The sequence below is a fragment of the Tateyamaria omphalii genome, assembly GCF_001969365.1.
Lineage (GTDB): Bacteria > Pseudomonadota > Alphaproteobacteria > Rhodobacterales > Rhodobacteraceae > Tateyamaria > Tateyamaria omphalii_A.
This window is the reverse complement of sequence record NZ_CP019312.1, coordinates 2,911,675-2,936,084: the sequence shown is the minus strand read 5'-3', so window position 1 is coordinate 2,936,084 and position 24,410 is coordinate 2,911,675. Positions and strand designations below refer to the sequence as shown.

At 62.5% G+C, this 24,410-nt stretch carries 25 protein-coding genes and 1 tRNA gene; 12 read left to right on the top strand and 14 right to left on the bottom strand.

What is annotated here, in order from left to right; translation table 11 throughout:
* Positions 1 to 12: 12 nt before the first annotated feature.
* The 5 genes from BWR18_RS14675 to BWR18_RS14655 all read right to left on the bottom strand — a co-directional run bounded on the left by BWR18_RS14675 (position 13) and on the right by BWR18_RS14655 (position 6,454).
* Entirely contained in the window at positions 13 to 1,041 is a 1,029-nt protein-coding gene (locus BWR18_RS14675; protein WP_076629208.1) for a YeiH family protein, read from the bottom strand.
* Entirely contained in the window at positions 1,038 to 2,108 is a 1,071-nt protein-coding gene (locus BWR18_RS14670) for an acetate/propionate family kinase (RefSeq protein ID WP_076629207.1), read from the bottom strand. Before BWR18_RS14670 ends, BWR18_RS14675 begins: the two co-directional genes overlap by 4 nt.
* Complete coding sequence (locus BWR18_RS14665) at positions 2,105 to 3,034, bottom strand: phosphate acyltransferase (RefSeq protein ID WP_254684871.1); 930 nt, start codon at positions 3,032 to 3,034, stop codon at positions 2,105 to 2,107. The genes BWR18_RS14670 and BWR18_RS14665 overlap by 4 nt, the downstream gene beginning before the upstream one ends.
* A gap of 65 nt (positions 3,035 to 3,099) precedes the next feature.
* Positions 3,100 to 4,881, bottom strand: coding sequence for a sulfoacetaldehyde acetyltransferase (xsc, locus tag BWR18_RS14660; RefSeq protein ID WP_076629206.1), 1,782 nt, complete (start codon positions 4,879 to 4,881; stop codon positions 3,100 to 3,102).
* 115 nt (positions 4,882 to 4,996) lie between these two features.
* A complete protein-coding gene (locus tag BWR18_RS14655) occupies positions 4,997 to 6,454 on the bottom strand; it encodes a PLP-dependent aminotransferase family protein (RefSeq protein WP_076629205.1) in 1,458 nt (485 codons plus the stop codon).
* A 270-nt stretch (positions 6,455 to 6,724) separates the two neighbouring features.
* On the opposite strand from BWR18_RS14655, the gene BWR18_RS21735 reads away from it, so the two are divergent.
* From BWR18_RS21735 to BWR18_RS14650, 3 genes are all read left to right on the top strand, one after another.
* On the top strand, positions 6,725 to 6,916 hold the full coding sequence (locus tag BWR18_RS21735) for a hypothetical protein (protein ID WP_157598791.1): 192 nt from the start codon (positions 6,725 to 6,727) through the stop codon (positions 6,914 to 6,916).
* Positions 6,917 to 6,961: 45 nt separating this feature from the next.
* Positions 6,962 to 7,096 (top strand): hypothetical protein, encoded by a 135-nt coding sequence (locus BWR18_RS22295; RefSeq protein WP_302622824.1) that lies wholly within the window; start codon positions 6,962 to 6,964, stop codon positions 7,094 to 7,096.
* A 64-nt stretch (positions 7,097 to 7,160) separates the two neighbouring features.
* On the top strand, positions 7,161 to 8,612 hold the full coding sequence (locus tag BWR18_RS14650; RefSeq protein ID WP_076629204.1) for a hypothetical protein: 1,452 nt from the start codon (positions 7,161 to 7,163) through the stop codon (positions 8,610 to 8,612).
* A 41-nt stretch (positions 8,613 to 8,653) separates the two neighbouring features.
* Here BWR18_RS14650 and BWR18_RS14645 read toward each other — a convergent pair whose 3' ends face one another.
* Complete coding sequence (locus BWR18_RS14645; protein ID WP_076629203.1) at positions 8,654 to 10,048, bottom strand: aminotransferase family protein; 1,395 nt, start codon at positions 10,046 to 10,048, stop codon at positions 8,654 to 8,656.
* Between the two features lie 393 nt (positions 10,049 to 10,441).
* Between BWR18_RS14645 and BWR18_RS14640 the strand changes: the two genes are divergently transcribed.
* The 3 genes from BWR18_RS14640 (at position 10,442) to BWR18_RS14630 (ending at position 13,626) form a co-directional block, all read left to right on the top strand.
* Positions 10,442 to 11,449 carry a taurine ABC transporter substrate-binding protein gene (locus BWR18_RS14640; RefSeq protein ID WP_076629202.1) on the top strand — a complete coding sequence of 336 codons (1,008 nt, stop codon included), beginning with the start codon at positions 10,442 to 10,444 and terminating at the stop codon, positions 11,447 to 11,449.
* A 105-nt stretch (positions 11,450 to 11,554) separates the two neighbouring features.
* Positions 11,555 to 12,364 carry a taurine ABC transporter ATP-binding protein gene (locus tag BWR18_RS14635; RefSeq protein ID WP_076629201.1) on the top strand — a complete coding sequence of 270 codons (810 nt, stop codon included), beginning with the start codon at positions 11,555 to 11,557 and terminating at the stop codon, positions 12,362 to 12,364.
* Positions 12,361 to 13,626 carry an ABC transporter permease gene (locus BWR18_RS14630; RefSeq protein ID WP_076629200.1) on the top strand — a complete coding sequence of 422 codons (1,266 nt, stop codon included), beginning with the start codon at positions 12,361 to 12,363 and terminating at the stop codon, positions 13,624 to 13,626. Before BWR18_RS14635 ends, BWR18_RS14630 begins: the two co-directional genes overlap by 4 nt.
* 244 nt (positions 13,627 to 13,870) lie before the next feature.
* Here the strand turns inward: BWR18_RS14630 and BWR18_RS14625 are convergent.
* A tRNA-Ala gene (locus tag BWR18_RS14625) sits at positions 13,871 to 13,946 on the bottom strand.
* A 90-nt stretch (positions 13,947 to 14,036) separates the two neighbouring features.
* Positions 14,037 to 14,369: a TIGR02300 family protein gene (locus BWR18_RS14620; RefSeq protein WP_076629199.1), complete on the bottom strand. Its 333-nt coding sequence runs from the start codon at positions 14,367 to 14,369 to the stop codon at positions 14,037 to 14,039.
* A 153-nt stretch (positions 14,370 to 14,522) separates the two neighbouring features.
* On the opposite strand from BWR18_RS14620, the gene BWR18_RS14615 reads away from it, so the two are divergent.
* Genes BWR18_RS14615 through BWR18_RS14605 form a run of 3 tightly spaced genes read left to right on the top strand, consistent with a single transcriptional unit; the run spans position 14,523 to position 17,025 of the window.
* Positions 14,523 to 15,215, top strand: a complete 693-nt coding sequence (locus BWR18_RS14615) for a M48 family metallopeptidase (RefSeq protein ID WP_076629198.1) — start codon at positions 14,523 to 14,525, stop codon at positions 15,213 to 15,215.
* A gap of 31 nt (positions 15,216 to 15,246) precedes the next feature.
* The gene (locus tag BWR18_RS14610) at positions 15,247 to 15,897 is read left to right on the top strand and encodes a GntR family transcriptional regulator (RefSeq protein ID WP_076629197.1); all 651 of its coding nucleotides are present in this window, start codon (positions 15,247 to 15,249) and stop codon (positions 15,895 to 15,897) included.
* 60 nt (positions 15,898 to 15,957) lie between these two features.
* Positions 15,958 to 17,025, top strand: coding sequence for a PAS domain-containing sensor histidine kinase (locus tag BWR18_RS14605; protein ID WP_172839393.1), 1,068 nt, complete (start codon positions 15,958 to 15,960; stop codon positions 17,023 to 17,025).
* On the opposite strand, the gene BWR18_RS14600 is transcribed toward BWR18_RS14605, so the two are convergent.
* Both BWR18_RS14600 and BWR18_RS14595 read right to left on the bottom strand, forming a co-directional pair.
* Entirely contained in the window at positions 17,026 to 17,988 is a 963-nt protein-coding gene (locus tag BWR18_RS14600; RefSeq protein ID WP_076629195.1) for an acetyl-CoA carboxylase carboxyltransferase subunit alpha, read from the bottom strand.
* Positions 17,989 to 18,047: 59 nt separating this feature from the next.
* The gene (locus BWR18_RS14595; RefSeq protein ID WP_076629194.1) at positions 18,048 to 18,641 is read right to left on the bottom strand and encodes a LysE family translocator; all 594 of its coding nucleotides are present in this window, start codon (positions 18,639 to 18,641) and stop codon (positions 18,048 to 18,050) included.
* A 72-nt stretch (positions 18,642 to 18,713) separates the two neighbouring features.
* On the opposite strand from BWR18_RS14595, the gene BWR18_RS14590 reads away from it, so the two are divergent.
* Positions 18,714 to 19,166, top strand: coding sequence for an Lrp/AsnC family transcriptional regulator (locus tag BWR18_RS14590; RefSeq protein ID WP_076629193.1), 453 nt, complete (start codon positions 18,714 to 18,716; stop codon positions 19,164 to 19,166).
* On the opposite strand, the gene BWR18_RS14585 is transcribed toward BWR18_RS14590, so the two are convergent.
* Entirely contained in the window at positions 19,163 to 20,365 is a 1,203-nt protein-coding gene (locus BWR18_RS14585) for a LytS/YhcK type 5TM receptor domain-containing protein (RefSeq protein ID WP_076629192.1), read from the bottom strand. The genes BWR18_RS14590 and BWR18_RS14585 overlap by 4 nt on opposite strands.
* 99 nt (positions 20,366 to 20,464) lie before the next feature.
* Positions 20,465 to 20,932 carry a DUF302 domain-containing protein gene (locus tag BWR18_RS14580; RefSeq protein ID WP_076629191.1) on the bottom strand — a complete coding sequence of 156 codons (468 nt, stop codon included), beginning with the start codon at positions 20,930 to 20,932 and terminating at the stop codon, positions 20,465 to 20,467.
* 111 nt (positions 20,933 to 21,043) lie between these two features.
* On the opposite strand from BWR18_RS14580, the gene BWR18_RS14575 reads away from it, so the two are divergent.
* Positions 21,044 to 21,520, top strand: coding sequence for a lytic transglycosylase domain-containing protein (locus BWR18_RS14575; RefSeq protein WP_076629190.1), 477 nt, complete (start codon positions 21,044 to 21,046; stop codon positions 21,518 to 21,520).
* Between the two features lie 70 nt (positions 21,521 to 21,590).
* On the opposite strand, the gene BWR18_RS14570 is transcribed toward BWR18_RS14575, so the two are convergent.
* A complete protein-coding gene (locus tag BWR18_RS14570; protein ID WP_076629189.1) occupies positions 21,591 to 21,992 on the bottom strand; it encodes a VOC family protein in 402 nt (133 codons plus the stop codon).
* A gap of 116 nt (positions 21,993 to 22,108) precedes the next feature.
* Positions 22,109 to 23,068: an L-malyl-CoA/beta-methylmalyl-CoA lyase gene (locus BWR18_RS14565; RefSeq protein WP_076629188.1), complete on the bottom strand. Its 960-nt coding sequence runs from the start codon at positions 23,066 to 23,068 to the stop codon at positions 22,109 to 22,111.
* A 257-nt stretch (positions 23,069 to 23,325) separates the two neighbouring features.
* On the opposite strand from BWR18_RS14565, the gene dgcN reads away from it, so the two are divergent.
* Positions 23,326 to 24,324 carry an N-acetyltransferase DgcN gene (dgcN, locus tag BWR18_RS14560; protein WP_076629187.1) on the top strand — a complete coding sequence of 333 codons (999 nt, stop codon included), beginning with the start codon at positions 23,326 to 23,328 and terminating at the stop codon, positions 24,322 to 24,324.
* The last annotated feature ends 86 nt before the right edge of the window (positions 24,325 to 24,410 follow it).

The window sequence follows — 24,410 nt, the reverse complement described above, 5'->3', positions numbered from 1 at the left end:
TTTGCCTGGATCTCAGGCGAAATAGTAAATCCCCGCAAGTATCAGTGCTGCGATAAACAGGGTTTCTGTGACAAGCAGGCCGATAGCGGCCCCTCCGACCGCGAGCACCCGCTTGAGGTTTGTCTTCATCCCGACGGCCGCGATGGCGATCAGGAGCATCCAGCGCGAGGCCTGGCTCATCAGATCGGCGACGGGCGTCGGGATCAGGTTGAAGGAATTGAGTGTGGCGAGCGCCAGAAAGCCGATCACGAAGATCGGCAGCAGCGGCGGGCGTGAGCCGTCTTCGGGCGCTTCGGCGAAGGTGCGGATCAGGAGGGCCGCGATCAGGACCACGGGGGCCAGCATGGATACGCGGATCAGCTTCACCAGTGTTGCTGTGTCGCCTGCGCTTTCCGAGATGGAGAAACCGGCGCCGACCACTTGGGCGACATCGTGGATGGTGGCGCCGAGGAAGATGCCACCCGAGGTATCGTCCATGCCCAGTTGTGTGACGAGGATCGGGTAGGCGACCATGGCGATGGTCGACAGGACGGTGACGCCGAGTACCGTGAAGATCAGGCGTTGTTCGGAGCGATCATCCTTGGGCAGGATGGCACTGATGGCGAGGGCGGCGGAGGCGCCGCAGATGGCGACTGATCCTGCCGTGAGGAAGGCAAAGCGCCAGCCATGGCCAAAGAAGCGTGAGATCAGGAGGCCGAAGGCGATGGTGGCGGCGACGCCGCCAATGACCAGTAGCACCAGTTCCAGGCCCAGCCCCGCCATCAGTTCGAAGGAGATACGGACGCCAAGGAAGGCGATGCCCAAACGCAGGATGGTGCGTGCGGCGAAAGCGATGCCTTCGACCGTTTTGCCCTCGTCCCCGAGGAACGCGACTGCGATGCCGAGCAGCAGTGCCATCAGCATGGCGGGGGTGTCGTAGTGGTCTGCCAGAAACTGGGCGGTGATGGCGACGATGATGGCGACCAATACGCCGGGAAAGAGCGCGCGCACGCGGTTGGGGAGGTCTTGGAAGAAGGAGTTTGGGCTGCCGGTCGCTGTCATTGCGATGTGCCTGACATCAGGGCACGCGCGTCCGTTGCGATCTGGCGTTCTTCGTCGGCTTTGACCACGTGAACGGGGACGTCGCCGAAGAGTTTGAGGTGCTCCATGATCCGGGCGCGGATGGGTTCCGCGTTTTCCCCGACGCCGCCGGTGAAGGCGACGGCATCAAGCCCGCCCATGGCGACGATGGCAGAGCCCGCGTGGCGCGCGGCCCAGTAGCAGAAATGCTCGACCGCGAGTTTGGCGCGGTCTGTGTCAGCGGCGAGCAGGAGGCGCATGTCGTTGCTGCCGCCAAGGCCCTTCAGCCCGCTTTCGTGGTTGAGCATGTGGGCCGCTTCATCCGCACCGTAGATTTCGGCCAGCCGCAGGACGGCCATGCCGTCGATGGCGCCCGACCGCGTGCCCATGGTCAGACCGTCGAGTGGGGAGTAGCCCATGGAGGTGGCGACAGAGGTGCCGTTGTGGATGGCGCAAAGCGACGCGCCGGAGCCAAGGTGGAACGCCAGCAGTCGTTCGGGGAGGTCCTGCCCAAATTGCGTGACGATCCAGGCGTAGCTGAGGCCGTGGAAGCCGTAGCGGCGGATGCCCATGCTGCGCGGTTCCCGGGGCAGCGCGTAAGTCGTCGCAACCTCGGGCTGGTTCGCGTGGAATGCGGTGCCGAAGCTGGCGTATTGCGGCAGGCTGGGCGCGAGGGATTGCAGCGCGCGGATGCCTGCGAGGTTGTTGGGGTTGTGCAAGGGGGCAAGCGGTGTTGCCGCCTCGATCCCTGCGATGACTGTGTCGTCCACCGCAACAGGGTCCACCAGTGACGTGCCGCCATGCACCACGCGGTGGGCGGCAGCGGTCAGTTTGTCCGGCGTGATCCCTTGGCGCGCGAGGCTGTCGAGGATGGTTGTGAGTGCCGCGTCGTGATCGGGCGCGCTGACATTCTGGTCTTCATCGCCCAGTTTCAGATGGGCCAATGCGCCGCCAATACCGCTGACTTGCCCTGCCATCACTTGCTTCAGGTCGGGCTGGAACAGCGCCACCTTGATGGAGGACGAGCCTGCGTTGACGACCAGGATCATGTGGCGGCCATGATGGCCCCGAGGGCCACGGAGGACAGGCGCGCGGCGGGGGGATCGGCACGGCTGGTCAGCAGGATCGGGACCTTGGCGCCCATGACGATGCCGCCTGCGCAGCCGCCAGCGAGGTAGACAAAGGATTTGAAGAGCGCGTTGCCGGACACGATGTCTGGCACGATGATTGCGTCGGCTTTTCCCGCGACCGGATCGTCGGTCATTTTCTTTGTTGCGACGGACTTGGGCGAAATGATCAGGTCGAACGCCAGCGGGCCGGAGAAGTCGGCGTTTTCGATGTTTTCGCGTGCCCAGTCGCGCAGGGCGCGTCCGTCCATCGAGGACGGCACGCTTTCGATGGCGGATTCGGTGGCGGACAGGAAGGCGACCTTGGGCCGGGCATTGCCCAGCTTGTGCAGCAGTTTCACGACTTCGGTCGTCGCATCCTGACGTGTGGCCATGTCGGGGCTGACGTTGACGGCAGCGTCGGAGATCGTGATCGACCCGGTGCCGTCGGCTGTGGTGATGTGGAAGATATGGACAAAGCGGCGGCCTGTGCGCAGGCCCGCATCGCGGGATACGGCGGCGCGCATGAACGCGTCCGTATGCAGCTGGCCCTTCATCAGCACGTCAGCGCGGCCTTCGCCACAGGCCAGAGCCGCAGCCATGCCAGAGGCCACCTCGCCCTCGGCCTCGATCAACTCGAACCCGGAGATGTCCCAGTCCAGCTTCTCAGCTTCGGCCTCGATCATGTGACGCTCACCGGTGAACACCGGGATCATCATGTTGGCTTCGGTCGCTTCCTTCGCCGCCAGCATCGGCAGGGGTGCACCGGCGCGGGCGATGGCCACGCGCGGGCTCGCTGTCTTTTGCGCCATGTCGATGATATGCGCAGGTGCGATGGCGTCGGCGTCAGACAGGAAGGATTGGGGCACGAAACCGCCTTTCAAAATGAAAAAGAGGGGACGGGCGTGTGCCCATCCCCTCGATGCTTAGCAGGTTACGCAGCGGTTTGCGGCACCATATCGTCCTTGGAGATGCCAGCCACCTGGACGGGCTTCTTCATCGCGTCGCGGCGGAAGGGGTCACCAAGTTCCTGGTTGATCATGGCTTCGATCAGGGTGGTGATGCCGTTTTCCATTTGATCCTTGATCGCCTGGTTCAGGGCGGCTGTCAGCTCTTCCTGCGTGCGGGCCACGACGCCTTTCAGGCCGCAGGCGTTGGCGATACCGGCATAGGAGACCTGCTCGTCCAGCTCTGTGCCGACAAAGTTGTCGTCGAACCAAAGCGTGGAATTCCGCTTTTCCGCGCCCCACTGGTAGTTGCGGAAGACGATCTGTGTGATGGCGGGCCATTCGCCGCGGCCAATCGCCGTCAGTTCGTTCACCGCGATGCCGAATGCGCCGTCACCGGCAAAGCCGACAACCGGAACGTCGGGCTGGCCGATCTTGGCACCCACGATGGCAGGCAGGCCATAGCCGCAGGGGCCGAACAGGCCGGGGGCCAGATATTTGCGGCCTTCCTCGAAGGACGGGTAGGCGTTGCCGATGGCGCAGTTGTTGCCGATGTCCGACGAGATGATCGCCTCGATCGGCAGAGCGGCCTGAATTGCGCGCCATGCCATGCGGGGGCTCATCCAGTCAGGCTTGGCCGCGCGGGCGCGTTCGTTCCAGTTGGTGCCGGGGTCGTCCTGTTCTTCGTTCATGGACGTCAGTTCCTGCGCCCAGGCAGATTTTTTCTGTGCGATGTTCGCTTTGCGCTCTTCACGGCCTGCATCGCCTGCGTCATCGGCCAGTTGGCTGATGATGCCGTTGGCGACTTTGGCAGCGTCACCCACGATGCCAACGGTGACTTTCTTGGTCAGGCCGATGCGGTCGGGGTTGATGTCGACCTGGATGATCTTGGCATCCGTCGGCCAGTAGTCGATGCCGTAACCGGGCAGTGTCGAGAACGGGTTGAGGCGCGTGCCGAGGCACAGCACGACATCCGCTTCGGAGATCAGCTGCATGCCCGCCTTTGAGCCGTTATAGCCCAAGGGACCAGCGAACAGCGGGTGGTTGCCAGGGAACGCGTCATTGTGCTGGTAGCCAACGCAGACGGGCGCGGTCAGGCGCTCGGCCAGTTGTTTGGAGGCTTCCAAACCGCCTTGCGACAGGACCACGCCTGCGCCGTTCAGGATGACCGGGTTCTTCGCCTCGGACAGGATTTTCGCCGCTTCGGCGACCGAGTTCTGGCCGCCGGGGGATGCCTCGAATTCGATGGGATCGGGGATTTCGATGTCGATCACTTGAGTCCAGAAGTCGCGCGGGATGTTCAACTGCGCGGGGCCGGACAGACGCTTGGCCTGGCTGATGACGCGGGTGAGGACCTCGGCCACACGGCTCGGGTCACGCACTTCTTCCTGGTAGGCGACCATGTCTTCGAACAGTTTCATCTGCTCGACTTCCTGGAATCCGCCTTGGCCGATTGTCTTGTTGGCGGCCTGTGGCGTTACCAAAAGTAAAGGAGTGTGGTTCCAATATGCCGTCTTGACCGCGGTCACAAAGTTGGTGATGCCCGGGCCGTTTTGCGCGATCATCATCGACATCTTGCCGGTCGCGCGGGTGAAGCCGTCGGCCATCATGCCGGCAGACCCTTCGTGGGCGCAGTCCCAGAATTGGATGCCCGCGTCGGGGAAGATGTCGGAAATCGGCATCATGGCCGAGCCGATAATGCCAAACGCGTGCTCAATGCCGTGGCGCTGCAGGCATTTCACAAAGGCTTCTTCGGTGGTCATTTTCATGGGGCAGTCTCCAATACAGGCGGGGGCGTCGAATCGCCCCGGGATGTTGCATGGGACGATAATGGTGTGTCGGGTGGTCCGTTAGGGCCAGTTTATACATCCATTTAAGTCCAAGCTAGTGTTTCATGTGCTGCGCGATAAGGCCAATGCCGTCGTGGATCCGGTCAACATGGATGGAGGAGTATCCGAGGCGGTAGAACCCTTGCGGTTGGTCGTCGCCGGAAAAGAAGGCGTTGCCGGGTTCAATCAACACGCCAACCCCTTGCATTTGCTGGGCCATTGCCCGCGTGTCCACCCCTTGCGGTGCGCGCATCCAGTAGGAGGAGCCGCCAAAGGCCCCCTGGCCCGCGATGTCGAGCCCGTGGATTTCGATGGCGTCCTGCATGGCGTTGCGGCGCGTGTGCAGGGCCGCGCTCATTTTGCGGATTTGCGCATCATAGTGCCCCATCGACAGGAAATAGGCCGCGGTGCGCTGAATATGACCGGGCGGATGGCGCAGGACGGAGGTGCGCAGGGCGCGCGCCTCGCGGACAAACGGCTCCGAGCCGACGAGATATCCGAGCCGCAGACCCGGAAAGAGCGACTTGGAAAAGCTGCCCACATAGATCACCCGCCCGTCCGTATCCATCGACTTGAGCGCGGGCGAGGGCGGGTTGAGAAAGGACATCTCGAACTCGTAGTCATCCTCGACAATCAGGGCGTCCAACTCACGCGCCCGATCCAGCAGGGCCTGCCTGCGCGGCATGGGCATGGTGGAGGTCGTCGGGCACTGGTGGCTGGGCGTAGAAAAGATCACGTCCGTGTCGGGCGGGATGCCGTCGGGCGGCAGGCCGTCGCGGTCCACGCGGACAGGGGCCAGGTGACAGCGCGATTGGGTCAGGATGTCGCGGAGGGCGGGGTAGCAGGGATCTTCGAACGCGGCGGTGCGGCGTTGGGTCAGCAGGATTTGCGCGGCGAGCCAAAGAGCGTTCTGGGCGCCAAGCGTGATCAGGATTTGATCAGCATTGGCAGAGATGCCCCGCCGTGGCAGCGTGTTTCGTTGAATAAATTCAATGAGCTGCGGATCATCCTGGTCAAAGTAGTCGGATGTCAGGGCTGCGAAATCCCGTTGCCCCAGTGCTTGCAGGGCGCATTGGCGCCAGTTCGTATGGTCAAAGAGCTGCGGGTCGGTCTGGCCGTAGATGAACGGGTATTTGAAACGGGCCCAATCCTGCGGCTTGCTGAGCGTGTGGCCGCCGGAAAAGCGCTGACCGATGGCGCGGGTCCAGTCCACCGCGTCGCCCGATGCGGGCTGGGGTTGATAGCTGGGCGGCACGGGGGCATTGGCGGACACGTAGTAGCCGGACCTGCCCCGCGCGGTGAGGTAATCAGAGGCTACAAGCTCGGTATAGGCGAGCGTGACCGTGATGCGGCTGATGCCCAGATGGCTGGCGAGCTTTCGGGTCGAAGGCAGCTTTTCCCCCGATCCGAAGCGTCCCGACAGGATGCCATGGGCGATCATCTGCTGGACCTGGCTTTGCAGGGTGCCCTGATGGCCGGGCTGCAGGAAAAAGGTTTCGACGGGGAGTGCCATGGATCAAGCGTATTCTGGACTTACCTAGAAATCAATCTGGTATTACGCGGTGGCGAAACCATGCGCGACCTGTCGTGTCCCTGACGCGCGTTTCTTGTAATAATGAGATGTTTCGTATCATTAATGTCAGCTTAACGCAAGCCAAATCGAAAATGATGCGATGCACAGACCGTGCACAGAGTGTGCACAACCCGTACACCGTTCGGTCACATCATGCGATGTTTACCCGATCTGGCGAGGATCATGGCATTCCGTTGAAAGGACATGACCATGCCACCCCCCAGCAAGAGTGCGGCCCGTACCCAGGCCATGTACGAACTTGAAGCGTTGCAGACGGACCTGTTTATCCAGTGGCAAGACAAGAGCCTGCCGGACCAGTGGAACGGGTTTGATGTGGACGATCCGGTCGAGCCGCACAAGACGCGGGTCACGATGCGGATGGACAGCGATATGCTGGCCTAGTTCCGCAAGCTCGGACCCGGATACCAGAAGCGGATCAACCGGGTCTTGCGGGTCTATTGGCTGTCGCTGCTGTGCGGGCATATCCAAGGCTATCCATCGGACAATACATTGCCGCGGCTGGAGGCCGAAGCGCGCGACATACAACGGCAGATCCGCGAAAACATGTCCAACATGACCTGACCTGCGTCTGGCGCACCTCAAACAGACCTTGCCTGAGGCCCGTCCTGTTGCGCAGGATGCGGGCATGACCAAGCATCTTTCATTCTGGTTGGGCGTCTTTGCGGCTGCCCTTTTGGCCGTTCCGATTGCGGGCGGGATCATGGGTGCGACGGAACAAGAGGTGCGGCGCATCGCGGTCACGGTCTTTGTCGTCGTGGCGGGGTTGGTCGTGGCGCTGGTCGTCGCGCTGTTTTTTCGCGACTGGATCCTGCGCAAGCTGTTTGGTCGGGCCGAGGCGACGCTGGATGATGTGAGCGCATCGTTGATCGCGGGCGTGTCGGCGGCATCTGCAGGCGACCGGGATGCGGCGACGGCCCATGCGCAAGCGTTGGTGCAGCGCGGAATGGGCTGGTACGCGTGGACCGGGTTTTACCGCTGGGTGATTGCGACGGCGGTCGCGCTGCTGCTGGCCTTTGGCGCGTTCATGGGGACGGTTCTGTTGTTTGAGCAGAACCGGAAGCTGGGTGAGCAGACCGAGGTGCTGCGGGCGCAGGGGGAGCGGCTGGCCGAGCAGACCGGGTTCATGCAGGCGCAGACAGAATTGATGCAGGCCCAGACGGAGCGTTTGCAGGAGCAGACCGAGGCGGCTGCACTGCAGAATGAAATTGCGATGCTGAACCTCGTCAGTGATCTGCGCACGCGCATGCTGGCCAGTGCCAGACGCGTGTCGCTGGCCGAAGCCATCGGCGAGGTGGACTATCCGCTGCCCGCCAAAACCCGGCTTATCAACCAGGAAGAAACTTGCGAGGTGTATGTCAACACGGGTGTGGAGCTGACATACCCGCCAAACGGCGCGACACGCGCCGCCATTTTGGGGCTGGCGGCAAACAGCCGGTTGGCAGAGCAGGTGCAGCAAGCGCTGGTGTTTCTGCTGCAGGATGATGAGCCCGCGGTTGTGATGGGGGCAATACTTATTCTTGACTCGCTTGATATCACGCCCCCAGACGACCTGTTTTCAATTCGGAACGGTATCCTTCCGGCTGTATGGTTGGACTTGGAATGGCGGTTGGCGTTTTCTGACAGCATTGTGCACATGCTACGCTGCCCGGCGTGCGTAGTCACTGTCACTGGTTCACTTCTATACACGAGTCAGGTCGACGGCTTCTATGGGTCGCATAATTTTGAGGTTTATGGAGATTTGCTCGATATCACAGAATTTGATGCCGACAACCGATTGCAATCTATTAACGCGACAGGCATCAGCATTATAGGCAATGAGGTGAGTATCGTTGGAAACCACCTGCCGTATATCCCGGACGTCCATCGCCTGAAACTTGGCGATCCGAACGGCATCTCTTGGAAGATAAAACCGCACTTGGCCACGCGCAATTTCCTGGCGGGGCAACGCGTTGTTGACCGGGTCTTGGCGGACACTTGCCCGACACTGCAGAGTTTCGCGAACCACAACGACCTCTTTTCATTTCGCCGTGGTCCGCTGGAACCCATCGTCCCGCCCAGGGGTGTTCTGGATTTTTGACTGGGCCTGTCGTCGGCGCGTTGCGACCGAGCGGCAGACCCTTACCCGAACACCCGTGTCAGCGCGCCATCTACGGCACCGCAGATCTGGTCGATGTCGTCCTTCGTCGCGATCAGCGCGGGCGAGAAGCAGAGCGTGTTGTTCTTGCCCGGCAGGGACCGGTTGGTGGCCCCGATGACCACCGCTTGCCCCATGCAGTCCTTGACCACCGCCTGCACCATCGCCTCGTCCGCGGGGTCCTTGGTCTCGCGGTCCTTGACCAGTTCGGCGCCGAGGAAGAGCCCCTTGCCACGCACGTCGCCGATGACCGCGTGCTTGTCTTTCAGCTCGGCCAGTTTTTCGAGCATGTAGTCGCCCATGGCCGTGGTGTTTTCGAGCAGGTTCTCATCCTCGATGATCCGCATGTTTTCGAGCGCCGCCGCCGGGCCCGCCGTGCAGCCGCCGAAGGTGGAGATGTCGCGGAAGTAGTTGAGGTGGTCGGACGTGTCGTCCTTGAACATGTCGAACACGTCGTTGGTTGTCGCGAGACACGAGATGGCGGCGTAGCCGGACGCGACCCCCTTGGCCATGGTCACCATGTCGGGTTGGATGCCGTAGTGCTGGTAGCCGAACCATGTGCCGGTGCGGCCCACGCCGCAGACAACCTCGTCGATGTGCAGCAGGATGTCGTATTTCTTGCAGATCTCCTGCACCCGTTCCCAATAGCCTTCGGGGGGCACGATGACGCCGCCGCCTGCGGTGACGGGTTCGAGGCACAGCGCGCCGACGGTGTCGGGGCCTTCGCGCAGGATGACCTCTTCGATCTGGTTTGCGGCCCATGTCCCGTAGTTCGCGTCAGGCGCGCCGTCCTGTTCGTGCTTGCGGTATTCGAGGCAGTGGGGGACGCGGACGAAGCCGGGGGTGTAGGGGCCGTATTGTGCGTTGCGTTCGTCCTGGCCGCCCGCCGACAGGCACGCGATGGTGGTGCCGTGGTAGTCGCGGTCGCGGTAGAGGATCTTGTGCTTTTTGCCGCCGTAGCGCTTGTGCGCGATCTGGCGGACCATTTTGAAGGCTTTCTCGTTCGCCTCGGACCCGGAGTTGGCGTAGTAGATGCGGTCGAGCCCGGGCATCTTGGTCAGCAGCTTTTCGGCAAAGAGCGCGCCGGGGATGGAGCCGACCGTGCCGCCGAAGAAGTTCATTTTGACGATGGCGTCGCGCACGGCGTCGCCCATGCTTTCGCGGCCATAGCCCACGTTGACCGTCCAGACACCGCCCGAGACCGCGTCGATATGTTCGATGCCTTTCTGGTCCCAGACGCGCAGGCCCTTGCCCTCGATGATGATCTTGGGGTCGGCGCCGGTGAAAAACGGCTGGTGTTGCACCAGGTGGTGCCAAACATTTGCGCGGTCGGCCTCGATCACGCGGCTCATGTCGTTTTCGTTGAACGTTCCGTCCATGGGTCGAACCTTTCGAAAAATGGGGTCGGCCCATGAAACAAAGGGCCAAACAGGCATGCTGCCGCGCACAATCGCTGAGAATCTGGTCACAACAGTAGGGCCAGTTTGCCTGCACAAGTAAAGCCAGTTGCATGTGTCCGGGTGCGGATGGTCCTTGCGGGCTTGGCGAAAACCCCTTGTTTTCATGGCTCTGCGGGAAATTTGGGAATCTCAAAGGCTGAATTCACCTGCACAAAATTGCGCCATGTGCCCCGATTTTACGTTGATCCGCGCAGGATTATCGTTTCGGATCACGCCAGCGCCGCGACAGGTCGCGTGCGACAGAGGCGGACCACCGCCCGAAACGATCCAGACGCGGGCTCCACTGTCCGCGAAAAACACGGGAGTTACGATATGACATTCAAGACCAAGCTGATGGGCGCCGTTGCCGCCACCGCCATGCTGGCCGGCGCACAAGGTGCTGTTGCAGCGGGCCATGGCGGTGAGATCACCGTTGCCTATTTCCTGGAGTGGCCGATGCCGTTCCAGTTCGCCAAAGAGACCGGCATGTATGAAGAGGCCATGGGCGGGACCAAGATCAACTGGGTGAGCTTTGACACCGGGACTGCGATGTCCGCCGCCATGGCGTCGGGTGACGTGCAGATTTCGGTATCGCAGGGTGTGCCGCCCTTCGTGGTTGCCGCCTCTGCCGGGCAGGACATCCAGATCGTGGACGTGGCTGTGAGCTATTCCGAGAACGACAACTGCGTTGTTGCGTCGGCCCTGGAGATCGACAAGGACTCTGCTGGTGAATTGGCAGGCAAGAAAGTCGCCGTGCCACTGGGCACCGCGGCGCATTACGGCTTCCTGAGCCAGATGAACCACTTTGGTGTGGACCTGGCGAGCCTGGACGTTGTTGACATGGCCCCTGCCGAGGGCGCTGCGGCGCTGGCGCAAGGGTCTGTCGACATGGCCTGTGGTTGGGGCGGTGCGCTGCGCCGCATGAAGGAAAGCGGCAACGTGCTGCTGACCGGTGACGAAAAGCAGGCGCTGGGCATCCTGGTGTTTGACGCCACGACCGCGCCCGCCAGCTTTATCGCCGAAGAAGGCGAGTTGCTGAGCCAGTTCCTGGCCGTCACAGCCGAAGCCAACGCCATGTGGAACAGCGGTGAGAACACAGCCGAGATGCTGCCTGTGATCGCCAAGGACGCGGGTATGGACGAGGACGCAACCGCCGAGACGCTGGCAGGTTTCGTGTTCCCGTCGGTCGAAGAGCAGCTGAGCGACGCATGGCTGGGTGGCACCGCCGCCAGCTTTATGAAGGGTGTTGCGGACGTGTTCGTCGACTCCGGGTCGATCGACGCGGCGCTCGACAGCTATGACGGCACGGTCAACACCGGCCCACTGGCCGCCACACAATAAGCCAACGGGCCCGCGCGACACTCGCGCGGGCCTTTTCAAATCGAGGCAGGGACGAACCTGCCCGAGCCCGCGCGGCATGTCGCGCAAGCCACAGGTGGGAACCTTATGTCCGGATTATCCATCCAGAACCTTTCCATGCGTTTTGACCTGCCCAATGGCGGGCATGTTCAGGCGCTGCAAGACGTGTCGCTTGACCTGAAGGCGGGCGAGTTGATGTCTGTCCTTGGCCCGTCGGGCTGTGGCAAGACCACGCTTTTGAACATCGTCGCGGGGTTTCTGGCCCCGACATCGGGTGTGCTTGAGCTGAACGGCCACCGGGTGGAAGGCCCCGATGCCGAACGCGGCATGGTGTTTCAGCAGGGCGCGCTGTTCGAGTGGATGAGCGTGCGTGAAAACGTGGCCTTTGGCCCGTCGATGAAGGGCATGCCCAAGAAGGACAAGGATGGTATCGTCAACCATCTGCTCGACGTTGTCGGCCTGCAGGACTTTAAGGAAAAGGCGGTTTACGAGCTTTCGGGTGGCATGCAGCAGCGTGTGGCCCTGGCCCGCTGTCTGGCCAATGACCCCGATGTGATCCTGATGGATGAACCGCTGGGCGCGCTGGATGCGCTGACCCGCGAAAAGATGCAGTCCCTTGTCCTGAAGCTGTGGAAAGAGACGGGCAAGACCATCATCCTGATCACCCACTCGGTTGAAGAGGCCCTGCTGTTGGGTGAACGCCTGCTGGTCATGGCCCCGCGCCCCGGCCGCATTCACACCGAATACCGTCTTCCCTTTGCCGAGTTGGGCGTGGGTCAGGACCTGCGTGAGGTCAAGAAGCACCCTGAATTCGCGATCAAGCGCGAAGAGATCCTCGGCATGATCTGGGACATGGAAGAAGAGATTATGGGTCGCACCGAAGGAGAAGACGCATGATCCCCTTTCTGATTTACGTTGGTATCTTTGTGGTCGCGTTTTTCCTTGTGACCAAGATTGCGCAACGCACGGCCATTTCGGATTACGGCTCGCTCAAGACTGTGACCTTTGGCGATGAAAGTGCGGTGACGCCGAACCGGGCCGCGTCGGTCATTTCCATTCTGACCATTTTCCTGCTGTGGGGGATGTTCACCGGATCGTCGCTGTTGCCGAAGTTCCTGCATGCGCCTGGCCCCTTCATGGGCACGGGCAGCTTTGAATACACCGTGTCCACGGGCGATCAGAGTGACAGCGCGACCGTGACGGTGTTGGTGCACCCCATCGACGAAGACGCCGATGCGCCCGAGGTGGCACCCGGCGAGGGCTGGGCAAAGGACGACAGCATTGCCATCGGCATGTGGCGGTCGGGCCTGTTGCGCGTGGACCGGAACGATGAGTTGGGTCGTGACGAAGGTGCCGCAGTGACCGAGATCAACGGCACGTCCGTCCAACCCGGCGACAGTGTCGATGTTGGATTTGGCACCGTGACCATTTCCGACAAGGGCACGCCAAACATCATCCCGGCCAAGGGCTGGCAGATGGAGCCCATCTGGTTGCCGTCGCCCGAGGCGGTGGTGCAGCGCATTGGTGAGATTGCCAGCGCCGGTTTCCGTGGGTCCACCCTGTGGGAGCATCTGGGCTATTCCCTGTTCCGGGTTGTGGTCGGGTTTTTCTTTGGTGCGCTGGTGGGCATTCCGCTGGGCTATGCCATGGGTCTGTCGAACTGGTTCCGGGGGTGGTTTGACCCTATCGTGGAGTTCATGCGCCCGGTGCCGCCTTTGGCCCTGATCCCGCTTGTCATCATCTGGGCGGGGATTGGTGAGACCGGCAAGATCATCCTGCTGTTCCTGGCCGCGTTGTGGATTATGGCGATTGCGGCCCGATCTGGTGTGAGCGGTGTGAAGATTTCCAAGGTTCATGCGGCGTATAGTTTGGGTGCGTCGAAGGCGCAGATCATGCGGCACGTCATCGTTCCCAACTCGTTGCCCGAGATATTCACCGGGGCCCGTGTGGCCATGGGGGTCTGTTGGGGCACGGTTGTGGCGGCCGAGCTTGTGGCGGCCGAGCAGGGGGCCGGCATGATGATCATGGTCGCCTCGAAGTTTCAGAACACGGACATCGTGATCATGGGGATCATCCTGATCGGGGTGATCGGGTTCGGCATTGATATGCTGATGCGCTATGCCGAGAAGCTGCTGGTGCCGTGGAAGGGCAAGGGCTAGTCCGCGCCTGCGGCGCGGCAAACGCTCCGGTGGAGCGTTTGTAGCCCTTGCGGGCGGAGCCCCGGGGGTGGATTTGGAGAAGGACGGCGCCTGCGGGCGCCGTTTTTCGTTTTGGTTGGTCGGGCAGATTTGAAGTGTTTGGTCTGCTGATGATGACCCCTGCCGCGCAGCTTAGCTGCTTGGCATCCCCAACTTACAAAAGATCCCCCGGATCATTTGTTTTGCTGCGCAAACCTGTTTGGGATGGTGGAGCATAGCGGGATCGAACCGCTGACCTCCTGCATGCCATGCAGGCGCTCTCCCAGCTGAGCTAATGCCCCATCCTTGGTGGACCCTGACGGGCCGTGCGCCGCTGATTAGGCGCTTTGCCGGGCGGGATCAAGCGAAAAAGACCCCGCCAGACAGGCGTTTTACGCGTCGTCGTCTTCGGCTGCGACGTCGGCCAATTCGTCGAGCGACACGTTGTCATCGTCGTCGTCATCGTCGTCCAGCAGATCGTCGTCCAGCTCAACCTCGACGTCGTCATCGTCGAGCACCTGATCCTCTTCATCCGCCGATGCCTTGGCCTTGCTTTTGGCTGTGACGGCATCTTCGGCGTCGGCGGCGATCATCCGCGTCTTGGTGCTGTCGACCTCGACCATGTCACCGGTATACGGGCTGATGATGGGTGTGCGGTTCATGTCGTAGAACCGTTTTCCGGTCGTCGGACACAGCCGTTTTGTGCCCCATTCTTCCTTTGGCATATGTCATCCTCTTGTCTGCGCGTGGCCCGGAACCAATGCAATGAATGCGTGCGCGGGCGTGCCTCGTGTTGCGGCGATTCTGGGCAAGTGCCATAAGGTCGGGACGGAGTCAAAGCCTTATGGTCGGGCTGTGGCCCGGGATGGGGAGATGGGATGGCCGAACGCGTCCTTCAAGGGCAGCCCGATATCATTTTGATGTTGCGCCGGTCGGCCCGGGCGCGGCGCATCACGCTGCGCATTTCGTCGCTGGATGGGCGTGTGACCCTGACCCTGCCCACCCATGTGGCCGAGCGCGAGGCGCTGGCGTTTGCCCGGCAGAAAGAGCCGTGGATTCGCAAGCATCTGGCCGCGCGGGTCGAGGATGTGCGCGTGGGCTACGGTGTGGTCCTGCCGGTTGAGGGGCGTGACCGGACCGTGATTGCGGGATCGGGGCGTGCGGTGCGCCTGGGCGAAGAGGCGTTGGCGGTGCCGGGCCAGCCCGATGCGGTGGGCCGCCGCCTGCAAGGATTTCTGAAGGCCCGCGCGCGTGACGTGCTGGCGGCGGCCTGCGACGACTATGCCGCCCGGTTGGGCCGTTCCTATTCCGGCCTGAGCCTGCGCGACACCCGGTCGCGCTGGGGGTCGTGTTCGTCTGCGGGGCGGTTGATGTTCTCGTGGCGCCTGATCCTCGCCCCGCCCGAAGTGCTGCGCTATGTCGCCGCGCATGAGGTGGCGCATTTGGCGCAGATGAACCATTCGCCCGCCTTCTGGGCCGAGGTGACCCGTCTCTATGGCCCTTATGACGCGGAGCGGCGGTGGCTGCGCACCGAGGGCAATGCGCTGCACCGCTTTCGCTTTGGTGATTGACCCTCGGGCACGCTTGTGATCACAAAAGCACATGAGCCAAGCCCCGCGCACCCGTGACACCGCCTCTGCCGCGCATGACCGCGTGTATCGCCGGTTGCGCACCCGCATCATGCATGGCGACATGTCGCCGGGTCAGGCGCTGACGCTGCGCGGGATCGGCAAGCAATATGACGTGTCCATGACCCCTGCGCGCGAGGCTGTGCGGCGGTTGGTGGCGGAAGGGGCATTGACCCTGTCACAATCGGGGCGGGTGTCCACACCGGAGCTGTCCAACGAGCGGATTGAAGAGCTGGCCGCGCTGCGCGCCTTGATCGAGGTTGAGCTGGCGACGCGCGCACTGCCCCGCGCGCACCTGGCGCTGATCGAGCGGTTGCAGTCCATCAACAGTTCGGTGGCCGAGGCCGTCGCGCACCGCGATGCGGTCAGCTATATCCGGACGAACCTTGAGTTTCACCGCACGCTGTATCTGCGCGCGCAGGCTCCGGCGATGCTGGCGATGGCGGAAACCGTTTGGCTGCAGATGGGGCCGACCATGCGCGCGCTTTATGGTCGCCTGCGCCGGACGGAGCCGCCGCGCTATCACCGTCTGATCATCGCGGCCCTGCGGGCCGGAGACGAGCCGAGCCTGCGTCTGGCGGTGCGGTCGGACGTGACGCAGGGCCTGCGGATGTTGGCCAGCTGACTTTAAGCGTTTCGTAGCGCCTGCGTGTTAGTCAACCATGACACGCAACGGATGCAGGATGTGAGACGCTTGGACTATTCGATCTACGATATGGTGGACACGCCGGTTTTCGTGCTGGTCGGGGACAAGGATGATCGTCCCATTTTCGATTTCATGAACAGGTTCGGCTGCACCCTGTTGGGGATGACGATGTCTGATATCGCGGGAAAACCGGTGCATGAGGTTTTGAAAGGCCGCGCCGCCTATGCCGTGTATCGCCAGCAGTTAAAGGCGTGGCGTGCTGGCGAGACGGCCGAGTTCGAGACCGGTCTGCCGCTGGGCGAAAGGATTATGTGGTTCCGCACCTGTCTGGTTGCGTCGCGCGATGAGGAGGGCACGCTGATGCGCATGGTCGGCACCTCGCATGACATTTCCGCCGAACGCGCCCTGTTGCATCAAGACGCGATGACCGCCGCGGCGACGCGCGAGGTGGAGGAGCTGGTGTGTCTGGCCGCGCATGATCTGCGCAGCCCGATCAGCAATCTGAAATCGCTCGCCTATCTGATGCGCCATGAGTTCGTGGATCACGGGGATGGCAAACGTGAACTGATCGACATGATCGACGATCTGGCCGACAAGTCGCTGGTCATCATTTCCGAAACGATGTCGCAGGTCATGGCGAAGTCTGAGCCGGCCGCCTTGCGCCCCGTCGATCTTGGCGCGTTGTGCGACGACATTGTTGTCCTGCTGGATCCGTTGCGCAGGCATTCGGTGTCGTATCCAAGGACCATGGTGGAGGCCGATGTCACCGCTGTGCAGATCATCCTGCGCAATCTGATCGACAATGCGTTGAAACATTCCGGTGATGACGCCGTGCGTGTCGATGTGGCCGTGACGCATGTCAACGCGCGGCGTCTGGCGCTGTCTGTCCGCGATCACGGGTGCGGGTTTGAGTTTGATGCCGACACGCCTGCGGGCGACATTCCGTCCGAAGGTGGCTACGGATTGCCGGGTGTCATGCGGTTGCTCAAGGCGCGGGGCGGCGCCTTTTCCGTGGAGCGGCCGACGGACGGTTCGGGGACCGAAATACGTGTGGAACTGCCGGGCCGGATCCTGGACCAAGGCGACGCGCATGTGCGGGCCGGCTGATCAGGCCGCGAGCCCCGTGTTGCCCAGGCCAAGGAATTTCCGCCTGCGATCTTCGATCAGATCGGTGCGCGTCTTGCCGTCCAGCTCGGCCAGCATGGCAGTGATCGCGTTGCCGACGGACGTGATGGTCGCGTCGCGGTGCCGGTGGGCGCCGCCGACCATTTCGGGAATGATTCGGTCTGTCACGCCAAGTTGCTTGAGGTCCTGCGCCGTCAGCCGCAGCGCCTCGGCCGCTTCGCGCATCTTTTCCGCGTCTTTCCAGAGGATCGAGGCGCAGCCTTCGGGGCTGATCACCGAATAGACCGCGTGTTCGAGCATCGCGAGCTTGTTCGCGGTGGCAAAGGCGACGGCGCCGCCGGAGCCCCCTTCGCCGATGACGACGGATACCAGCGGGACGCCGATTTGCAGGCATTTTTCGGTGGACCGGGCGATCGCCTCGGACTGGCCGCGTTCTTCGGCCCCTTTGCCGGGATAGGCGCCGGGCGTGTCGACCAGTGTGATCACCGGCAGGTTGAACCGGTCGGCCATGTCCATGAGGCGGATGGCCTTGCGATACCCTTCGGGCCGGGCCATGCCGAAATTGCGTTCGATCCGCGATTTGGTGTCGTTGCCCTTTTCGTGGCCGATGATCACCACGGGCTTGTCATTGAACCGCGCGAGCCCGCCCATGACGGCGTGGTCGTCGGCGAAGTTCCGGTCGCCCGCGAGCGGGGTGTATTCGGAAAAGAGCGCGTCAATGTAGTCCACGCAGTGCGGCCGGTCCGGGTGCCGCGCCACCTGGCATTTGCGCCATGGCGTGAGGTCGGCATACAGGTCTTCGAGCAGTTGGGTGGCCTTGGCGTCGAGGGCGGATGCCTCTTCGGTGATGTCCATCTCGTCGCTTTGGCGCGCGAGGGCCCGCAGTTCTTCTGCCTTGCCCTCGATGTCGGCCAGGGGTTTTTCGAATTCCAGATATTGCGTCACGCCTGCGTCCTCGGTCCGGTTTTTCGGCTATATGGCCGCAGGATGCACCTTTTGCAATGTCAGGGGAAGAGGACGGGGTAGAGCGAGGCGACCAGGAGGGCCGCCATGGTCCAGTTGAAGGCCGTCAGCCGTGCCGGGTTGGTGAGGACGCGGGCCATTTGCTGGCCCAGCAGTGTCCACGAGCTGACCGCGGGCAGGTTGATGGCGCCGAAGACGATGGCTACAGCAGCAATCGCCCAGAGCGTGGTGTCGGGTGTGTAGACGGTGACGGCGGTCAGCGCCATGGTCCAGGCCTTGGGGTTCACCCACTGGAACGCCGCCGCTTGCAGGAAGGTCATGGGCGTGCCGGTGCCTGCGCCGTCGCGGATCGGCGCGGCGGTGGCGATTTTGCAGGCGAGGTAGAGCAGGTAGGCGACCGAGCCGATTTTGAGGATCGTGTGGCTGATCGGGTAGGCGTCGAACACCTGGACCAGACCCGCGCCGACCAGCAGGACCATGAACACAAAGCCGAGGCCCACGCCCAGCATGTGCGGGATGGTGCGCCGGAAGCCGAAGTTGGCGCCCGAGGCCATGAGCATCAGGTTGTTCGGCCCCGGTGTGATCGAGCTGACAAAGGCAAAGGCGGCGAGGGCGGTGATAAGGTCGAGCGTCATACGCAATGAATGACGTATTGGATGGGGTGACGGGTTGTGATTTGCCTTAAACTGCGCAAAAAAATGCAATGAATGGCGAAGTTTGATGACATAAACGAAGAGATATTGCGTGAGCTTGGCCGGGACGGTCGGATCAGCAATATCGAGTTGGCGGACCGGGTTGGTCTGTCCCCGTCGGCCTGTTTGCGGCGGGTCCAGGAGCTTGAGCGGTCGGGTGTGATCACGGGCTATCGCGCGGTTCTGGACCGTACGCGGCTGGGTGTCGGGTTCGTGGCCTATATCGGCGTCGGTCTGAACGATCATTCGAAGGCCAGCCAGGAAGCGTTCGAGCGGGCCATTTCGCGTGCGCCAGAGGTGCGGGAATGCCACAACACCACAGGCACCATCGAGTATCTGTTGCGCGTCGAATGCGCAGATCTGGCCAGCTACAAGACGTTTCACACGGACATGTTGGGGGCGCTGCCGCAGGTGAATGGCATCACGTCCTACGTCGTGATCGGGTCGCCCAAGGATGAACGCGCCTAAGGCCGTTTGAGCGCCCGCCGCATGTGCATGTCGGTTTCATGGAACAGGCGATGGTAGGTGCTGTGGCATAGCCCTTTGGGCATGGGCGCGTCGGTTGGTCGATGCGTGTTTTGCTGTGCGGTGGCCTTGCGTTTGTGGCCCGCGTCGCGTGTCGCGCTTGCGCGCTGGATATCCTTGGTCGTTTCGTCTGGCGCGTTGGGGTGGCGCAGGGCGTAATTTTCAATGAGCACGGCAAGCGGGACCTGGATGGTGTCATCGACCGTCAGCGGCGTTGCGGACGCGCAGCGGCGCAGTGCGTGGCGCAACGGGCGCAGGTCGCGCATCTCGGTTTCTGTGACGGGGATGAGGATCCGTTGCCGGGCGTCGATCCCGAGGGGCCGTTGATCGCCCAACGTCGCGCCGGTGCGCAGCCGTAACACGCCAAGCGCCTGTGCCACAGACCCGTCGCCCCATGTCCGCCTGAGCCAGCTAGATGTTTTCAGCGTCACAGCGATAATCCCGGCAATGCGCCGATCCTCTTGTGAGGCGTGGAAATGCGCGACCTCTTGCGCGAATGCGGGGGCGGACAGCAGCCGTGTGACCGGATCGACCTTGGCCGATGCGGACAGGAAAGCGGCCCGTTCGGCGAGGGTTTCCTCGCGCAGGAGCAGGCAGCCCATGGCGGGGACACTGAACAGGTTGAGCAGGAAGATCGTCGGCGCCGCTTCGGAAAAGTACCAGCGCATGATGTCCGTCGGTGCGACGAATGCCGACAGCATGTGCAGATTCATTGCGAGGCCCAGAATGATCAGCTTGCCGATGTCGTGTAGCGGCAGCCTGTGGCGCATGAGCCCCCACGCGTATCCCGCCCCACCCGCAAGCAACATGCCGATGACGCCGGCGGGCATCCCGACACCACCGATAGAGACGCGCATGGCAATCGCGATGCATAGGCAGACCGCGAGCCCCCGAAGACCCAGAAACGCCCCGGCCAGTACGATGGGCACCTGGCGCATATCGACGATCACACCGTCAGTCGGGCTGAGCGGCATCGACATCTGCAGCCCGACGACCAGACCAAAGAACACCCCAAGCACCGGTGCGACATACCATCCGCTGCGCAGCGCCGGTGCCAGCGCACTGAAGCTCAGCACCAGAAGCCCGAGGACCGCAAGCGAGCTTACGAAGTCCAAGAGGACCGTTGCATCAACGAATGCCATACCATTTCCCTTCAACTACGCTGCCATCTAGGCCCGAACTGTTGAAGAAAGTCACAAGCTGGACCTGTGGATCCAGATGAAATCGTTACGTTTTTTAGCTTATTTTACAGCTGTTTCCGCAATGGCGGCGAAAATGGTGTCGAGCTCTGCTGCCAGTGTGGCCAGATCCGCGCCCGCCTCGGGCACGTAAGGTGCAAAGACTGTCGAGGGCAGCTTGTAGCTGAGCGTTGCCGTGCCGTCGGTGTTTTCGGTGACGTAGACCCGCACCGGCGCCTCGATCATGGCGGCGGTTGACAGGTTCAGCACATTGACCGCGTAGACATTGTTGAACAGGCCGATCACCCGGTTGCCGGGGATCGCAATGCCCCGCGCCTTGGCGGCGCCTGTCGGTCCGGCCTGGGTGACTACGCCCATCTTGTTGGCCTTGGCCGCTGTCTTCACATCGGCGATCAACTGGTCGTAACTTTTGGATGTCGGGGTGACGGACCAGCCGTCGCGTGGGGCCATGTCCGCTTGGGCCAGAACGGTTGTCAGGAACAGGGCAAGCGTGGCGAGGGGCAGGCGCATTGTCGGTCTCCGGCGGTCTGTATGACTGATAGGGAAGCACGTGGGCGGACCCTTGCCCAATCACGTCTGTGTGCGTGGATTTCGTCCGGACGGGGCGGTAGGGGAGAGCTTATGAAACACGTCCTTTTGATCCTCGTCCTTACCCTGCTGGCGGCCTGTTCCGCGCCCGAGCCCGAGGCGCCGCCGGTGTCTGCCGTGCCGCTTTATCCCAACGAGACGCCCGAATTGCGCGCACAGATCGAAGCGGCAGCGGCAGAGAACGATGTGCCCGTGGCGCTGGTGCAGCGCGTTGTCATTCGCGAAAGCACGCACCGTCCGTCCGCGCGGAACGGGCCGTATTACGGACTGATGCAAATTCTGCCTGCGACGGCGCGCAGCATGGGATTTCGCGGTCAGCCCAGTGATTTGCTGGATGCGGAGACCAACCTGAAATACGCGGTGCGGTATCTGCGGGGGGCCTGGTTGGTGTCGGGCGGCGACATGGACGCGGCCGTGATGTGGTATGCGCGCGGGTATTACTTTGAGGCCAAGCGGCTGGGTCTGATCGAAGAGACCGGCGTTGATGGGCGCAAGGTCTGGCCGGATTAGCGATGTCGGGGTGACGTGCTTTGGCCTGCGCCAAAGACACCCCACCCGCCATCCCTGATGTCGAGCGGGGCTACGGGTTGGCTTTGCCATCGTAGCAGGCGAAGGCGAGTTTGTTGCCATCGGGATCGCGCACGTAGGCCACATAGAATTCGTCGCCATAGGCTTCGGGCCGGAAGCCGGGTTTGCCTTCGTCCGTGCCACCGCCCTGCATGGCGAGGTCGTGAAGCGTGTCGACGTCGGATGCGGTTTTGAGCCGGAACGCCGTCATGGTGCCGTTGCCCACCGTGGCGGGCTGGTCATCGAACGGGTAGCAGACGAAGAAGCGCGGCATCGTCTCGTCGTCTCTTTTGCCCCAGGACGCGACTTGCGCGTCCTCAAAGCAGAGGGGCATTCCCATATGTTTGAAGAGGGGGGCGTAGAAGGCCTTGGCCCGGGTCAGGTCCTTGGTGCCGACAATCGTGTAGCCGATCATGTTGGGTGCGCCTTTTGTCGCTTACTGCGTTTTGAATACGCGGTTTGCGTCGGCGCGGCTACAGTCTGGATATGCCCTGAGCGTGCCGGCGGCGGCGCGCTCAGGGTGTTTGGCTGTCAGGCGCTGGCGATCATTTCCGACTGTCGCACGATCACTTCCGCCTGCTTGATCGAGGCGATGTCGACGAGGCGGCCTTTGTAGACTGTCGCGCCTTCGCCGTTGGCCTTGGCCTCTTCCATCGCGGCGAGGATTTCGCGGGCTTCCGTGACCGCATCCTCGGACGGGGTGAAGACGTCGTTGGCGAGCGCCACCTGTTTGGGATGGATCGCCCATTTGCCGACCATGCCGAGCGTGGCCGAGCGCAGCGCCTGCGCGCGGAAGCCTTCGTCATCCGAGAAGTCACCGAAGGGGCCGTCGACCGGCAGCACGCCGTGGGTGCGGCAGGCCGCGACGATGGCAGCCTGGGCCCAGTGCCAGGGGTCGGACCAGTGTTTCTGGCCCTCGTGCAGCATGTAGTAGTTGGCTTGCGTGCCGCCGATGCCGGTGGTGGCCATGCCCATGGAGGCGGCGAAGTCCGCGGCACCGAGCGACATTGCGGCGAGGCGGGGGGAGGCGGCTGCGATCTCTTCCACGTGGGCGATGCCAGCGGCGGATTCGATGATCACCTCGAACGCGATGGGTTTGGTCCGGCCCTTGGCCGCTTCGATGGAGGACGCGAGGGCGTCAACGGCGTAGATGTCGGCGGCATTGCCGACCTTGGGGATCATGATCTGGTCGAGCCGGTCGCTGGCCTGTTCCAGCAGGTCCACCACGTCGCGATACCAGTAGGGGCTGTCGAGCCCGTTGATGCGCACGCTGAGTGTCTTGGTGCCCCAGTCGATGTTGCCGATCGCCTCGATCACGTTGGCGCGGGCGCTGTCCTTGTCCGAAGGGGCGACGCTGTCTTCGAGATCAAGGTTGATGACGTCGGCGGCGGAGCCCGCCATCTTTTCGAAGATCGCGGGGCGTGAGCCGGGGCCGAAGAGTTGGCAGCGGTTGGGGCGGGCCGGGGGTGTCGGTTGAAGGCGGAATGACATGATGCGACCTTTGGTAAGATAATTTCGTTTTGGTTGTCTTGGCTGGTATTAAATTGCGCTTGCGGCTGCAAGGGTCATTTTGCAGGTGCAGCATTGGGTGAAGATTCTGTGGTGGTGTGAATTTGGCATGCAAGAAAATTCGCCAGATCATCAGATGGCGCACAATTCTTCGAACATCGCGCCGTTTCCGGAGTATTTCGCGATGCCATTGCGCTGTGCTTGCGTAAACTGTCCTGCAACGATCGAGGGGATGTCAGATGATTCAAACACCGTATCTTTTGTTTCTGGGTGATGCGCCGGACCAGTTGGCGGCCAAGGTGGCGCAGGGGATCAAGGATTGGCGTCCTGAGAATGCCGTGGGCCAGATCCGGCTGGAGGGCTGCGGCGCGGATATGGGCCTGACCGACATGACCCTTGAGGACGGGCTGGCCGCGGGGGCGAAGACGCTTGTGATCGGTGTGGCCAACCGGGGCGGTGTGATTTCCGACAAATGGAAGGTGGTTTTGGTGCAGGCCCTGAAGATGGGCTATGATCTGGCGGCCGGGCTGCACAACCTGCTACGCGATGAGAATGAGCTGCAATCGGCGGCCAAGGTGAACGGTGGCACATTGCATGATGTGCGGGTGCCGACCATTGCGTACCCCATCGCCAACGGGAAGAGGCGCAGCGGCAAGCGGGTGCTGGCCATCGGCACAGATTGTTCCTGCGGCAAGATGTATACGGCCATGTCCATGGATGCCGAGATGCGCGACCGCGGCATGAAGTCGGATTTCCGCGCTACCGGGCAGACCGGTATCCTGATCACCGGCAAAGGTGTGCCGCTGGATGCGGTCATCGCGGATTTCATGGCGGGCGCGGTCGAGTATCTGACCCCCGACAACGACGACGATCACTGGGATCATATCGAGGGGCAGGGCAGCCTCTTTCACGTGTCTTACTCTGGCGTGACCATGGCGCTGATCCATGGCGGGCAGCCCGATGCGCTGGTGCTGTGTCACGAGCCGACGCGGACGCATATGCGCGGTCTGCCGCATTACGGTCTGCCGTCGCTTGAGACCCTGCGCGACACGGCACTGCCCTTGGCCCGTGTGGCGAACCCGGATTGTTTTGTCGCGGGCGTTTCGGTCAACACCAAGGCGCTGGATGAAGATGCGGCGCGGGCGTGTTTGGAAGAGATCGAGGCGCGTATGGGTCTGCCTGCGACGGACCCGTTCCGATTTGGCGCAGGCAAGCTGGTGGATACGCTGACATCATAAGCGTCGGGCCTGTAGCCAATCGGCCCTTTCCTATCGGTGGCATAGCCACCTGACGGGCAGTGGGGTAGGTTTCTTTGAAACAGGGA